This is a genomic window from Paraburkholderia ginsengisoli NBRC 100965, assembly GCF_000739735.1.
Lineage (GTDB): Bacteria > Pseudomonadota > Gammaproteobacteria > Burkholderiales > Burkholderiaceae > Paraburkholderia > Paraburkholderia ginsengisoli.
In genome coordinates, this window is sequence record NZ_BBJF01000023.1 from 93,747 (window position 1) to 108,280 (window position 14,534).

The window sequence follows — 14,534 nt, forward strand, 5'->3', positions numbered from 1 at the left end:
GCAACCTCGATGCCGCCCTTCTCTGTCCGCCCGCCTACCTGGGGCGGACTTTTTTTTGCCCGCGACGCTCGCGCGGTTCAGCTCACGAGCCGGGCGCGCAACGTGTCGATCGTGGTTTGCGACATGCCGAGGCCGCGCGTCAGATAGTTCGCCATCGTGCCGTAGCTCGACTGCACCTGATCGAAGCCGGCTTGCAGATAACTCTCCTGAACTTCCAGCAACGGCAACTGGATCGCGGCGACGGCCTCGCCGTCCTGCGCGCGCAGCGTGTCGGCCTGCGCATTGATCGACGTCGCCAGATAGATGTTGCTGAGCAGATAGTCCTGCATGATCACGTCGAGCGGCACGTTGGAGATGCTCAGCAGCAGCGCCGCGACCCAGCCCGCGCGATCCTTACCCGCGTTCGAATGAAACAGTTGCGCGCCGGCGCCGTCGGCCAGATGCGTCAGCAGCGTGCCGTATGCCGCGCGTTGCGCGGCGCCGGTCACATAGCCGCGCGCTTGTGCTTCCATGAATGCGGCGGCGGCCGCCGCCGTGTCCAGCGGGGGCACCACGAAGTCGCTGCTGCCGAGCACGTTGAACGTCTGCGCCGTCGCGCCGGCCGGCAGCACATCGTCGTCCCGCGCGACTTCGCCGGGCGTGCGCAGATCGTAGACCGATGCGATGCCGAGTTTGTCGATCGACGCTTCGTCGGCGCTGCTCAGTGTCAGCACATTCGCGCGATAGAACGCACCGCGCCGCATCCGCTTGCCGTCGACGGTCATGTAGCCCGCGCCGACACCCGCCAGATCGCGAAAGTTGCTGACCGACGCAAGACGCGGCGTTTCCGGCAACTCGGCGTCGAGATTGCCGCCGCCGCACGCCGACAGCAGCGCGCCGCCGAAACCGGAGGCCAGCACCACATTCGCGGAGCCCTTCAGGAAGCCCCTGCGCGACAGCGATACCGAGTCGCGCATGCCGTACTGGGCCCTCACGATCGAACTCGCGAAGCGGCGGGACGGCGAGCGGTTTTTCGCGGTTGCGGGCATTAGGCGTGGGTGACGCGGACGTGAGGAGGGGGTTCGCAGCATCGACGCTGCGCGCGCAGTTTAACGGTGGTCAATATCTTTTGCGTTACACGGTAGTAGTTGGTAAGGGAAGGCGAGGTGCGGGTTGGGCCACTGGCGGCGGCATGATCGGCCAGCCTGCAAGACGTTGCGCTGCGTGCGGAGCCGTTTCCAGTGGCCTGCTTTCTTATCGGCGATTAGCGACGGTTAGCGACGCTTATCCGCGATTACCGAGCCCGCCATTTTTGACCACAACTGGCCGCACGACGCCTCATCCCCGTAGAATACAAACACCCTTCTATCAAGCCGCCGCCGGCAGAAAGACCTGGAGACCACAACAAAACATGCCTTCTCTCCAATGGTTCACCGAGCTGACCACGCGCGAACGTCGCACGCTTTACGCCGGTTTCGGCGGCTATGCGGTCGATGCCTTCGACTTCATGATTTACTCGTTCCTCATCCCGACGCTGATCGCGACATGGGGGATGACCAAAAGCGAAGCTGGCATGATCGCCACCAGTTCGCTGATCTCGTCGGCCATCGGCGGCTGGCTCGCAGGCATTCTCGCCGACCGCTATGGGCGCATCCGCGTGCTGCAATGGACCATCGCCACCTTCGCGATCTTCACCTTCCTCTCCGGCTTCACCAATTCGTTCTGGCAACTGCTCACGACGCGCACGCTGCAGGGCATCGGCTTCGGCGGTGAGTGGTCGGTGGTGACGATCATGATGGCCGAGACGATCCGCTCGCCGCAGCATCGCGCCAAAGCGGTCGGCACCGTGCAAAGCAGCTGGTCGTTCGGCTGGGCCGCGGCGGCGATCGTCTACTGGGCAGCCTTCGCCCTGCTGCCGGAACAGTACGCCTGGCGCGCGTGCTTCTGGATCGGCCTGCTGCCCGCGGCGTGGATCATCTACATCCGCCGCAATGTGAGCGACCCGGAGATTTACCTGGAGACGCGCCGCGCCCGCGAAAGCGGTTTCGACACCTCGCATTTCATGCAGATCTTCTCGGCCGCGCATGTGAAGACCACGCTGCTCGGCAGCGTGTTGTGCACCGGCATGCTCGGCGGCTATTACGCGATCACCACGTGGCTGCCGACTTATCTGAAGACCGTGCGCCATCTGTCGGTGTTCAACACCAGCGGCTATCTGATCGTGCTGATCGTCGGTTCGTTCACCGGCTATATCGTCGGAGCCATCCTGTGCGACCGGATAGGCCGGCGTCCGTCGTTCGTGCTGTTCGCGATCGGCTCGTTCGTGCTCGGCATGGTCTACACGATGCTGCCGATCACCGACCTGATGATGCTCGCGCTCGGCTTTCCGCTCGGCATCGTCGTGCAAGGGATTTTCGCTGGCGTGGGCGCGTATCTGTCGGAGCTTTATCCGAACGAAATACGCGGTTCGGGCCAGGGCTTCTGCTACAACCTTGGGCGCGGACTCGGCTCGTTCTTTCCGATCCTCGTCGGTACACTGTCGCAAACCATGACGCTCGTGAAGGCGATGGGCATCGTGGCCGGCTCGGGCTACCTGCTCGTGATCGTCGCCGCGTTGTGTCTGCCTGAAACCAAGGGCAAGGTGCTTGGGGCGACCCGCACCGCTTCCTGAAGTCGCCAGCATTCGCCCGAATTCGCGCAGTACACACACATGAAAACGATCGTTCTCGGCGGCGGCGTGATCGGCGTCGCCAGCGCTTTTTACCTGTGCCAGCAGGGCTGCGACGTCACGGTGATCGAGCGCGAACCCGACGTCGCGCTCTCCACCAGCTTCGGCAACGCGGGCGTCATCGCGCCGGGCTACGTGACGCCGTGGGCCGCGCCGGGCATGCCGGCGAAGATTCTCAAGTACCTGTTCAAGCCAGCCTCGCCGCTGATCTTCCGGCCGACCTTCGATCCCGCGCAATGGCGCTGGATCGCGCGCTGGCTGCGCGAATGCGATCTCGAACGCTTTCGCGTCAACAAGCAGCGGATGCAGCGCATCGCCTACTACAGCCGCGATTGCCTGCACGAATTTCGCGGCCGCCATCCGTTTGACTACGGCCGCAGCCAGGGCTATCTGCAACTGTTCCGCAGCGAGTACGACCTCGAACTTGCGCAACCGGCGCTCGCGGTGCTGCGCGATGCGGGCATCGTGCATCGGGAGATCGGCGCGGCGCAGTGTGTCGAGATCGAACCGGGTTTGCGCTGGGCGCGCCAGACGCCACTCGCGGGTCTCTATCTGCCCGACGACGAAGCCGGCGACTGCGCGCGCTTCACCCGCGAGTTGCGGGCGATCTGCGAGCGCAACGGTGTGCGCTTTCGTTTCGACACGAGAGTCGCGTCGCTCGATGTACGCGGCTGCAAGGTGCGTGGTGTGCATATCGACAGCGAGCGCGGCGAGGAGACGGTGCAGGCCGAGGCCGTGGTGGTCGCACTCGGCGTGGATAGCGCGGCGCTGCTCGCGCCGCTCGGCGTGAAGGTGCCGCTCTATCCGGTGAAGGGCTATTCGGCGACGCTGCCCGTCATCGACGAAGAAAAAGCGCCGCGCGCGGCGCTGATGGACGAGTCGCTGAAAACGGCGATCACGCGCTTCGGCAACAATCTGCGCGTGGCCGGCACGGCGGAACTCGGCGACAGCCGAACGACCTTGCGCGAGCAGGCGTTGCAGACGTTGCTGAAAGTACTCGGCGACTGGTTCCCGCACGCGGCCAATCCGACCTCCGCGCATTTCTGGGTAGGCCGCCGGCCGATGACGCCCGACGGCGCGCCGCTGCTCGGTCCGTCGGGCGTGGAGAATCTGTGGCTGAACCTTGGACACGGCTCGACCGGCTGGGCGATGTCGATGGGTTCGGGACGCGTGGTCGCGGACCTGATCGCGCGGCGCAAGCCGGAGATCGATCTCGACGGGCTGACATTGGCACGGTATCGGAAGTAGCGGCGCATTTCCATCGCGCCAGCGGGCGGCAGGAAGCGCCCAGATGTTGAAAAGCCGGGTCCACCTTCGCAGGTGGCCCGGCTTTGTTTTTTTACCGCTTGCTGTACCGCTTTATGTGCCGCTTATGTAGCACATTGTCGTCTCCACCTCTTCCTGCAAACGGGTGGCTGGCTTTCGCGCTTCAGCGGCGAAACCAGCCCGAGAGACGTTTAACTTAACGCGGCAGCTCCGAATGACCCATCAGGAACGCATCGACCGAGCGCGCGCACTGACGACCTTCGCGGATCGCCCACACCACCAGCGACTGACCACGACGCATATCGCCCGCGGTGAACACCTTGTCCACCGACGTGTAATACGACTTGTCGCCTTCGGTCGCGGCGCGCACGTTGCCGCGCGCATCCTTGTCGACGCCGAACGCTTCGAGCACTGGCGACACCGGCTGCGTGAAACCCATCGCGAGCAGCACCAGATCGGCCTTCATTTCGAATTCCGAGTTCGGCACTTCCTGCATCTTGCCGTCCTTCCATTCGACGCGCGCGGCAATCAGCTTCTCGACCTTGCCGTTCTTGCCTTCGAGGCGCTTGGTCGCAACCGCCCAATCGCGCTCGCAGCCTTCGTCATGCGACGACGACGTGCGCAGCTTGATCGGCCAGTACGGCCACACGAGCGGCTTGTTCTCTTCTTCCGGCGGTTGCGGCAGCAGTTCGAATTGCGTGACGCTCTTCGCGCCATGACGATTCGACGTGCCCACACAGTCCGAACCCGTATCGCCGCCGCCGATCACGACGACGTGCTTGCCCTTCGCGAGCAGCTGGTTCGTGACCTTATCGCCAGCATTGACCTTGTTCTGCTGCGGCAGGAAGTCCATTGCGTAGTGCACGCCTTCCAGCTCACGGCCCGGCACCGGCAGATCGCGCGGCGTTTCCGAGCCGCCGGCAATCACGACCGCGTCGAACTGTTCCTTCAGCTCGGCCGGCGTGATGGTTTCCTTCGCCGTGTTACCGATGTAGGCCGGCAGCGAATCCGCCTTGCCGACGAACACGTTCGCGCGGAACGTCACGCCTTCGGCTTCCATCTGGCGCATGCGGCGATCGATCAGCCACTTCTCCAGCTTGAAGTCGGGAATGCCATAACGCAGCAGGCCGCCGATTCGGTCGTTCTTCTCGAATATAGTGACATCGTGCCCCGCGCGCGCGAGTTGCTGCGCGACGGCCAAACCGGCGGGGCCAGAGCCGACCACCGCGACCTTCTTGCCGGTCTTGTGCTTCGGCGGCTGCGGCGCAACCCAGCCTTCGGCCCACGCTTTGTCGATGATCGCGTGTTCGATCGACTTGATGCCAACCGGGTCGTCGTTGATGCCGAGCGTGCACGCCGCTTCGCACGGTGCCGGGCAGATGCGGCCCGTGAACTCGGGGAAGTTGTTCGTCGAGTGCAGCACTTCGATCGCGTTCTTCCAGTCCTGATGGAACACCAGGTCGTTGAAGTCCGGGATGATGTTGTTCACCGGGCAGCCGTTGTTGCAGAACGGAATGCCGCAGTCCATGCAACGCGCGCCTTGAATCTTCGCTTCGTCGTCGGTGAGTGCCGCGACGAATTCCTTGTAGTGCTTCACACGCGTGAGCGGAGCTTCGTACGCCTCGTGGCGGCGTTCGAACTCGAGAAAACCGGTTGCCTTGCCCATGTGGTTCTCTTCTCTATCTGTATCTAGGGGTGATCTGGTCCCGCCGCGCATCGGCTTGCCGAGCGGCGGCGGGTACGGCTAAAGGTGACGTCCTGCTGATGAACAGCGCGGCGGATCAGGCGGCGAGCACTTCCTTGTTCGCCTTCTTCGCTGCGAGTTCGCCCAGCGCGCGCTTGTATTCGGTCGGGAACACCTTCACGAATTGACGGCGCGACGCGTCCCAGTTTTCGAGCAGCGCTTTCGCACGCGGCGAACCGGTGAACTGGAAGTGACGTTCGATGAGGCCCTTGAGCAGCGCTTCGTCGGTCGTCGCGCAGTGCCACAGACCCTTGTCGACCGTGCGCTCCTGTTCGGCCTGTTGCAGAACCGGCTCGAGCGCGACCATCGACTTGTTGCACTTGCCCGCGAACGTGCCGTCCGGATCGAACACATAAGCGATGCCGCCCGACATGCCGGCCGCGAAGTTACGGCCCGTTTCGCCGAGCACGACCACCGTGCCGCCCGTCATGTATTCGCAACCGTGATCGCCGGTGCCTTCGACGATCGCCGTCGCGCCCGAGTTACGCACGCAGAAGCGCTCGCCCGCGACGCCGCGGAAGAATGCTTCGCCTTCGATCGCGCCGTACATCACCGTGTTGCCGCAGATGATGTTCTCTTCCGACTTGCCGCGGAAATCGTTGGTCGGACGGATGATGATGCGGCCACCCGACAGGCCCTTGCCCACGTAGTCGTTGCCGTCGCCGACCAGATCCAGCGTCACGCCCTTCGCGAGGAACGCGCCGAAGCTCTGACCCGCGGTGCCTTTCAACTGGATGTGCACCGTGTCGTCGGCGAGACCGTCGTGGCCGTACTTCTTCGCGATCGTGCCGGACAGCATCGCGCCGACCGTGCGGTTTACGTTGCGCACCGGCTGGATGAACGACACGTGCTCGCCCTTCTCGATTGCCGCCTTCGCCTTCTCGATCAGCGTGTGGTCGAGGGCCTTGTCGAGGCCGTGGTCCTGCACGTCGACGTGCTTGCGCGCCACTTCAGCCGGCACTTGCGGCAGATAGAACACGCGCGAGAAGTCGAGACCCTTCGCCTTCCAGTGCTCGATGCCCTTCTTCGTGTCGAGCAGCTCGGCGCGGCCGATCAGGTCGTCGAACTTGCGGATGCCGAGTTGCGCCATGATTTCGCGCGCTTCTTCCGCAACGAAGAAGAAGAAGTTCACAACGTGTTCCGGCTGGCCCTTGAACTTCGCACGCAGCACCGGATCTTGCGTCGCGACGCCGACCGGGCACGTGTTCAGGTGGCACTTGCGCATCATGATGCAGCCTTCGACGACGAGCGGCGCCGTCGCGAAACCGAACTCGTCCGCGCCGAGCAGCGCGCCGATCACGACGTCGCGGCCGGTCTTCATCTGACCGTCAGCCTGCACGCGGATACGACCGCGCAACTGGTTCAGCACCAGCGTTTGCTGCGTTTCGGCGAGACCGAGTTCCCACGGCGTGCCGGCATGCTTCACCGACGACAGCGGCGATGCGCCCGTGCCGCCATCATGGCCGGCGATCACGACGTGATCGGCCTTCGCCTTCGCGACACCCGCGGCAACCGTGCCGACGCCCGATTCCGACACCAGCTTCACCGACACGCTGGCTGCCGAGTTGGCATTCTTCAGGTCGTGAATCAGCTGCGCCAGATCTTCGATCGAGTAGATGTCGTGGTGCGGCGGCGGCGAAATCAGGCCGACGCCCGGCACCGAGTAACGCAGCTTGCCGATGTACTCGGACACCTTGTGACCCGGCAGCTGACCGCCTTCGCCCGGCTTCGCGCCCTGCGCCATCTTGATCTGGATCTGATCGGCCGACGCGAGGTATTCCGCCGTCACGCCGAAACGGCCAGACGCCACCTGCTTGATGCGCGAGCGCAGCGAATCGCCTTCCTTCAATGGAATGTCGACGATCACTTCGTCGCCGATCACGGACTTCATCGTGTCGCCGTTCTTGATCGGAATGCCGCGCAGTTCGTTGCGATAACGGTTCGCGTCCTCGCCGCCTTCGCCGGTGTTCGACTTGCCGCCGATGCGGTTCATCGCAACGGCCAGCGTGGCGTGCGCTTCGGTGCTGATCGAGCCCATCGACATCGCGCCGGTCGCGAAACGCTTGACGATATCCTTCGCCGATTCGACTTCGTCGAGCGGGATCGCCTTGGTCGGATCGAACTTGAATTCGAACAGGCCGCGGAACGTCATGTGCCGCTTGGTCTGATCGTTGATCAGATGCGCGTATTCCTTGTACGTCTGGTACGAGTTGCTGCGTGCCGAGTGTTGCAGCTTGGCGATCGCATCCGGTGTCCACATGTGTTCTTCGCCGCGCACGCGATACGCGTACTCGCCGCCCGCGTCGAGCATGTTCGCGAGGACCGGGTTGTCGCCGAACGCGTCGCGATGCAGACGGATCGCTTCTTCCGCGACGTCGAACAGCCCGATGCCGCCGACCTTCGACGACGTGCCCTTGAAGTACTTCTGCACGAGGTCTTCAGCGAGACCGACCGCTTCGAAAATCTGCGCGCCGGTGTACGACATGTAGGTCGAAATGCCCATCTTCGACATGACCTTCATCAGGCCCTTGCCGACTGCCTTCGTGAAGTTGTAGACCGCCTTCTCCGCCGACAGGTCGCCCTTCAGCCCGCTGGCGAGCTGGCCGAGCGTTTCCATCGCGAGGTACGGGTGCACGGCTTCCGCGCCGTAGCCCGCGAGCAGCGCGAAGTGGTGCGTTTCACGCGCCGAGCCGGTTTCGACGACCAGACCCGTGCTCGTGCGCAGACCTTGCTGCACGAGGTGCGTGTGGATCGCGGCGGTGGCGAGCAGCGCCGGAATCGCGACGTTGTCGCGGTCGGTCTTGCGGTCCGACACGATCAGCATGTTGTAGCCGGACTTGACCGCATCGACGGCTTCCGCGCACAGCGATGCGAGACGAGCCTCGATGCCTTCCTTGCCCCAAGCCACCGGATAGCAGATGTTCAGTTCGTACGAGCTGAACTTGCCGCCCGTGTACTGATCGATCGCGCGGATCTTCGCGATGTCCTTGAAGTCGAGCACCGGCTGCGACACTTCGAGACGCATCGGCGGGTTGATGTTGTTCGTGTCCAGCAGGTTCGGCTTCGGACCGACGAACGACACCAGCGACATCACCATGTTTTCACGGATCGGGTCGATCGGCGGGTTCGTCACTTGCGCGAACAGCTGCTTGAAGTAGTGATACAGCGTCTTGTTCTTGTTGGACATGACCGCCAGCGGCGAGTCGTTGCCCATCGAGCCGACCGCTTCTTCGCCGGCTTGCGCCATCGGTGCCATCAGGAACTTGAGGTCTTCCTGCGTGTAGCCGAACGCCTGCTGACGATCCAGCAAAGCAGCGGCTTCGCGGCGTTCCGTCGCGACGTCTTCGGCCTTCGGCTCGATTTCGTCGAGCTTGATCCGGACCGCGTCGATCCAGCTCTTGTACGGCTTGGCGTTCGCGAGGTTGTCCTTCAATTCCTTGTCGTCGATGATGCGGCCGTGCTCCATGTCGATCAGGAACATCTTGCCCGGCTGCAGACGCCACTTCTTGACGATCTTCGACTCGGGGATCGGCAGTGTGCCCGCTTCCGACGCCATGATGACGAGGTCGTCATCCGTGACGATGTAGCGCGCCGGACGCAGACCGTTACGGTCGAGCGTCGCGCCGATCTGACGACCGTCGGTGAAGGCGATCGCGGCGGGGCCGTCCCACGGCTCCATCATCGCGGCGTGGTATTCGTAGAACGCGCGGCGATTGTCGTCCATCAGCGTGTGCTGTTCCCACGCTTCCGGGATCATCATCATCATGGCGTGGACGAGCGGGTAGCCGGCCATCACGAGCAGTTCGAGACAGTTGTCGAACGACGCGGTGTCCGATTGGCCCGGATAGATCAGCGGCCACAGCTTCGGCAGGTCGTCGCCGAGCACGTGCGACGCGATCGCGCCGGTACGGGCGTTCAGCCAGTTGACATTGCCCTTCACCGTGTTGATTTCGCCGTTGTGGGCGATCATGCGGTACGGGTGAGCCAGTTCCCACGCCGGGAACGTGTTGGTCGAGAAGCGTTGGTGCACCAGCGCGAGAGCCGAGACGGTGCGCTCGTCCTGCAGGTCGCGGTAGTACACGCCGACCTGGCCGGCCAGCAGCAGGCCCTTGTAGACGACCGTGCGTGCGGACATCGACGGCACGAAGTATTCCTTGCCGTGCTGCAGCTTGAGCGCCTGAATGCGGTGGCTCGCGGTCTTGCGGATCACGTACAGCTTCCGCTCGAGCGCGTCGGTCACCATGATGTCCTTGCCGCGGCCGATGAAGATCTGACGGATCAGCGGCTCGCTCGCCTTCACGGTCGGCGAAATCGGCATCGTGTGGTCGACCGGCACGTCGCGCCAGCCCAGCACGACCTGGCCCTCGGCCTTAACCGTACGCTCCAGCTCCTGCTCGCAAGCGAGGCGCGATGCGTGTTCCTTCGGCAGGAACACCATGCCGACGCCGTACTCGCCGTGCGGCGGCAGCGTCACGCCCTGCTTCGCCATTTCCTCACGATAGAAACCGTCCGGAATCTGGATCAGGATGCCTGCGCCGTCGCCCATCAGCGGATCGGCGCCGACAGCACCCCGGTGGTCGAGGTTCTCGAGAATCTTCAGACCTTGCTCGATGATTTCGTGGCTCTTCTGGCCCTTGATGTGAGCGACGAAGCCGACGCCGCAGGCGTCGTGCTCGTTTTGCGGGTCGTAAAGACCTTGCGCGGCGGGAACCGGGTGAATCGGTTGCTGGTGGTCGTTCATGGGGACACCGTCTGTGAGGGGCCGAACAGGCCGTTAAAACCGTTTTTCTATTGCCGCGGCTGGCAGCGCACCCGCGACGGCGCTCTCTACGCTGGATGACACGCGTATCGAAAAGCGCCGGAATTCGGAATATACGCGACGAATCAAAGGAATAGCAAATAAAACGTGATGTTCGATCCCCAATTATCAAATTGGTGCATTGCGGTCATTTTTTATTGGTGCCATATCAAAATGGGGCAAAAGAAAACGGCATGCACGATGCCGTTTCCGTGTAGCTCCTTGATGCGAAACGCTTTATTGCGTATGCGGCGTCTCGCGCACCTTGCGCGGCCGGCCGCGCGGCAGCGGCGACACGCGCCGATTTGCCGCCCGCGCGGCCCATTCCCGGTACGTGTCGCTGCCCAACACCCAGCCTTTTAGCGTGGCCTGCTGAAGCTGGCTGGCTTCGCGCTCGTCGAGCGGCTGTTCGCACAATTCGCGATACGCGCGCTGCCGCTCGAACGGCGTATTGCCTAGCGACCAGTACAACGGATGGTCGGTGATCAGGCTGTCCAGCGTGAGCCCGATGTGGTGGCGGTAGCTCGACCAGCGATAGTCCTCCGGCGCGCTGACGAGCTGCGCGCGCACCGGGCACATTTCGACGACGCGGCTCGCGAGCAGGAAGTAGCGCTCGCCTTCGATCACCGTGGCCCGGTAGCGGCCTTCCCAGAGTGTGCCGCGGCGCGCGTAGCGCCGGTTGAAGTGCGCGACGTAGCGACGCCCCACCGCCTGCATTGCCTTGGGCAAACTCGACTCCTCGGTCGGCGTGACGAGCAGTTGCACGGCGCCCGGCATCAATGCGTACGCGTGGATCGAAAGGTGATGGTCGCGAGAAGCCGCTTTCAGACAGTCGATGAAGAGTTCGTAGTCCTGGTCGTCGACGAAGGCGGGCTGCTGGTCGAGCCCGCGAAGGATGACGTGCTGCGGCTGGTCAGGGACATAAAGACGTGCAAGCCGTGCCATGCTGGAGTATCCAATAGTCGCGTTGGTACATACCCGAAGGTCCGAAGAACCGCATGCGCTCAAGGTTCGGCGCGGCGCGGCTAAGCCAGAAACCGCGCGGTGCTTAGGGAGAAAGCTCTAACCGCCGCGTATGGTTTGTTTCAAACGTTCTCGTCATAATGAGCGGGCCTTTTTTGGAGGAGCACATATGAAATTAAAACAGGCCGTAACGGGGATGGCGGCGCTAGCCTGCATGACAACGGCAGCGCACGCGCAATCGGCCGGCAGCTTTTACGTCACGACGGGTTGGTTCCATCTTGCGCCTCAATCGAGCAGCGACCCGTTGAGAGTGACAAGCATCGGAGGCAGCCCAACCAACATCACTGAACCCAACACCGGCGCATCGCTCAGTTCAGCCGACACTATCGGCTTCACTGCCGGTTACTTCGTCACCGATCACATCGCAACCGAATTCGTGATCGGCTATCCGCCTTCTTTCGATCTGAACGGCACGGGCAGCCTCGAACAATTCGGCAAACTGGGCCAGGCAAAACAGTGGAGCCCGACTCTGCTGTTCAAGTACTACTTCAACGCGCCGACCGCCGCATTCCGTCCGTATCTCGGCGTCGGTGTGAGCCGGATCTGGTTCACGGACGAAAAGATCACCAACGGCGCATTCGAAGCCAACGTCCTGCATGGTCCGACCAGCGTCTCAACGGATAGTTCGTGGGAGCCGGTGTTTAATGCCGGCTTTACCTACGCGTTCAACCAGCACTGGTTCGCGGGCGTCTCGATCTCGTATCTGCCGCTCAGCACCACGGCCAAGCTGAACACTGCCGCGAACACGCCGGTCGGCACGCTGAACGTGCAGTCGCAAACCAAGATCAAGCTGAACCCGATCGTTAGCTACGTCAACATCGGTTACCGTTTCTAACGCCTCGTGAAATTGAGGGACCGTAGAGCTAGGGTAGTCGAATTTTCGTGGCTTGGACAAACGCCGTCACCTATCCGATGACGGCGTTTTTTATTTGGCGCCTATAGCGACGAGTAGCGAGCCGTCTGTCGCAGGTTGCTCGTTGACACGCGTGAGCATTTGTAAATTTGACCCGGAATCGGCCCGGCTCGTGCAATATCTGCTGAGGTTTGTTGATCCGCGCCACGCCCACAAGGCTTCTACGGGTTTGGCATTGAAGTTGCGTTCTCACGGTGTTTCCGCGTCGTGACGCGATTGCGTCTCGGTGACAACGCGTGAACCTTTTCACCCTCATCGACGGAGCGACCATGACAGCACTTCCGAATACGAGAGACGCCCTCGGCGAATCCTGGACCAGCACGAGCCGCCGCGCGCGGCGCATCGCCCGCCACAGCCGCCATGCGGCTGAAGACATCGCAGGCGAGTTGCGCACGCTGTTGGGCGAACTCGAATCCACGCTGGCGGACGGTACCCAGGCCGACGCCGCGGCATTGCGCGGCAAGTTGCGCAAACAGCTGGACGCCGCGCGCGCCCGCCTGAACGACACCCGCGACGCCGTACGCGAACGCGCCGAAGTCGCGATCTCCGACGCCGACGAGTACGTGCATGAAAATCCGTGGCAGACGATTGCGATCGTCGGCGGAGTGGCGCTGATCGCGGGCGCGCTGTTCGCGTCGCGGTTGCGCTGAGATGCACTTCAGCGCGCGTTCGAGTTGCACTCGTTGACGCTGCGCTGAGTGAGAGTCGAGTCGCCGTGTTTTTTGGCGGCCTCGACCTCCGTTGATCGACCAGGATGACGGGTGCGCGATTGCACCACCGGCGCGCGCCTGGCGCCGACGCGCACTAGCGTCTCTTCCTAGTTGTCGTCGATCACGAACAGCCGCTGATACTCCTTCACAGCATAGCGATCCGTCATGCCCGCGATGTAGTGGGCAATCAGGCGCGACTGCTGCGTCACGTCCGCCGATTGATAGCTCGGCGGCAACAGCCGCGGGTCATCCGTGAACGCGTCGAACAGTCCGACCACGACGCGCCGCGCCTTGTTGGCCATGCGCATCACGCGGTAGTGGCGATACAGGTTCTTGAACAGGAAGCGCTTGAGCGCCGCGGCCTGCGCGGCAATCGCGTCGCTGTGCGCGACGAGCGGGGGCGCGGCGCGCACGGCGTCCAGCGAGGCGGGCGCGTGGCGGGCCACGTTTTGCCGCGTCGTATCGATCAGATCGACGACCAGCGTATTGATGATCCGGCGCACCGTTTCATGGATCAATCTGCGCCCTTCGATCTGCGGATAATCGCGCCGCGACGTTTCGTAATGCGTCTGCCACAACTCCACTTCGGCGAGCTGCTCGACCGTGAGCAGGCCTGAGCGAAGACCGTCGTCGACGTCGTGGTTGTTGTACGCGATTTCATCGGCGACATTCGCGATCTGCGCTTCGATGGACGGCTGCCGCCCTTCGAGAAAACGCTCGCCCAACGCGCCGAGCCGTCGCGCGTTTTCGCGCGAGCAATGCTTGAGGATGCCCTCGCGCGTTTCGAAGCACAGGTTCAGACCGTTGAACGCGCCGTAGTGCTCCTCGAGATCGTCGACCACGGCGAGGCTCTGCAGGTTGTGCTCGAAGCCGCCATGCTCGCGCATGCATTCGTTGAGCGCGTCCTGGCCGGCATGGCCGAATGGCGTATGCCCGAGATCATGAGCAAGCGAAATCGCTTCGACGAGATCTTCGTTGACGCGCAGATTGCGCGCCACCGAACGCGCGATCTGCGCGACTTCGAGACTGTGCGTGAGACGCGTGCGGAAGAGATCGCCCTCGTGATTCACGAACACTTGAGTCTTGTACTCGAGCCGGCGAAACGCCGTCGAATGGACGATGCGGTCGCGGTCGCGCTGGAATTCGGTACGCGCGCTGGGCGCGGCTTCGGGATAACGGCGGCCCCTCGACTGGGCGGAATGCGCCGCGTACGGCGCGAGATGCGCTTCGAGTGCGTCCTGGGTCGGCACGGCGATCGTCGCCATGTCTGCCGGGTCATGCTGTACAACGTCGCTGCGCCTGTCAGTCACCGGGTTCTCCGAAACATGGGCGGCGCCTCGTGACGCTGGTGCGCGATGCGTGGCTTGGCGCTG

9 protein-coding genes are annotated in these 14,534 nt (G+C 63.2%); 4 read left to right on the plus strand and 5 right to left on the minus strand.

Going from position 1 to position 14,534, the window contains the following annotated elements:
- Positions 1–77: 77 nt before the first annotated feature.
- Positions 78–1,028 carry a tyrosine-protein phosphatase gene (locus tag BGI01S_RS26130; protein ID WP_042329211.1) on the minus strand — a complete coding sequence of 317 codons (951 nt, stop codon included), beginning with the start codon at positions 1,026–1,028 and terminating at the stop codon, positions 78–80.
- A 362-nt stretch (positions 1,029–1,390) separates the two neighbouring features.
- Between BGI01S_RS26130 and BGI01S_RS26135 the strand changes: the two genes are divergently transcribed.
- Together BGI01S_RS26135 and BGI01S_RS26140 are read left to right on the plus strand one after the other, a co-directional pair.
- A complete protein-coding gene (locus BGI01S_RS26135) occupies positions 1,391–2,650 on the plus strand; it encodes an MFS transporter (protein ID WP_042329213.1) in 1,260 nt (419 codons plus the stop codon).
- Between the two features lie 39 nt (positions 2,651–2,689).
- Positions 2,690–3,955, plus strand: a complete 1,266-nt coding sequence (locus BGI01S_RS26140; RefSeq protein WP_042329215.1) for a D-amino acid dehydrogenase — start codon at positions 2,690–2,692, stop codon at positions 3,953–3,955.
- 214 nt (positions 3,956–4,169) lie between these two features.
- On the opposite strand, the gene BGI01S_RS26145 is transcribed toward BGI01S_RS26140, so the two are convergent.
- The 3 genes from BGI01S_RS26145 to BGI01S_RS26155 all read right to left on the minus strand — a co-directional run bounded on the left by BGI01S_RS26145 (position 4,170) and on the right by BGI01S_RS26155 (position 11,460).
- The gene (locus BGI01S_RS26145; protein WP_042329218.1) at positions 4,170–5,639 is read right to left on the minus strand and encodes a glutamate synthase subunit beta; all 1,470 of its coding nucleotides are present in this window, start codon (positions 5,637–5,639) and stop codon (positions 4,170–4,172) included.
- A 115-nt stretch (positions 5,640–5,754) separates the two neighbouring features.
- Positions 5,755–10,458 (minus strand): glutamate synthase-related protein, encoded by a 4,704-nt coding sequence (locus BGI01S_RS26150; protein WP_042329219.1) that lies wholly within the window; start codon positions 10,456–10,458, stop codon positions 5,755–5,757.
- Between the two features lie 294 nt (positions 10,459–10,752).
- Positions 10,753–11,460, minus strand: coding sequence for a transposase (locus tag BGI01S_RS26155; protein WP_042329221.1), 708 nt, complete (start codon positions 11,458–11,460; stop codon positions 10,753–10,755).
- Positions 11,461–11,647: 187 nt separating this feature from the next.
- Here BGI01S_RS26155 and BGI01S_RS26160 point away from each other — a divergent pair, with 187 nt between their 5' ends.
- Entirely contained in the window at positions 11,648–12,373 is a 726-nt protein-coding gene (locus BGI01S_RS26160) for an OmpW/AlkL family protein (RefSeq protein ID WP_042329223.1), read from the plus strand.
- A 347-nt stretch (positions 12,374–12,720) separates the two neighbouring features.
- Positions 12,721–13,101 (plus strand): DUF883 family protein, encoded by a 381-nt coding sequence (locus BGI01S_RS26165; RefSeq protein ID WP_042329225.1) that lies wholly within the window; start codon positions 12,721–12,723, stop codon positions 13,099–13,101.
- Positions 13,102–13,268: 167 nt separating this feature from the next.
- On the opposite strand, the gene BGI01S_RS26170 is transcribed toward BGI01S_RS26165, so the two are convergent.
- Positions 13,269–14,471 (minus strand): deoxyguanosinetriphosphate triphosphohydrolase, encoded by a 1,203-nt coding sequence (locus BGI01S_RS26170; RefSeq protein WP_042329227.1) that lies wholly within the window; start codon positions 14,469–14,471, stop codon positions 13,269–13,271.
- Positions 14,472–14,534: the final 63 nt, after the last annotated feature.

Excerpts from the sequence above, each read along its gene's own strand:
- BGI01S_RS26130 (WP_042329211.1), bottom strand. The coding sequence starts at position 1,028 with ATGCCCGCAACCGCGAAAAACCGCTCGCCGTCCCGCCGCTTCGCGAGT.
- BGI01S_RS26140 (WP_042329215.1), top strand. The coding sequence starts at position 2,690 with ATGAAAACGATCGTTCTCGGCGGCGGCGTGATCGGCGTCGCCAGCGCT.
- BGI01S_RS26155 (WP_042329221.1), bottom strand. The coding sequence starts at position 11,460 with ATGGCACGGCTTGCACGTCTTTATGTCCCTGACCAGCCGCAGCACGTC.
- BGI01S_RS26145 (WP_042329218.1), bottom strand. The coding sequence starts at position 5,639 with ATGGGCAAGGCAACCGGTTTTCTCGAGTTCGAACGCCGCCACGAGGCG.
- BGI01S_RS26135 (WP_042329213.1), top strand. The coding sequence starts at position 1,391 with ATGCCTTCTCTCCAATGGTTCACCGAGCTGACCACGCGCGAACGTCGC.
- BGI01S_RS26160 (WP_042329223.1), top strand. The coding sequence starts at position 11,648 with ATGAAATTAAAACAGGCCGTAACGGGGATGGCGGCGCTAGCCTGCATG.
- BGI01S_RS26150 (WP_042329219.1), bottom strand. The coding sequence starts at position 10,458 with ATGAACGACCACCAGCAACCGATTCACCCGGTTCCCGCCGCGCAAGGT.
- BGI01S_RS26165 (WP_042329225.1), top strand. The coding sequence starts at position 12,721 with ATGACAGCACTTCCGAATACGAGAGACGCCCTCGGCGAATCCTGGACC.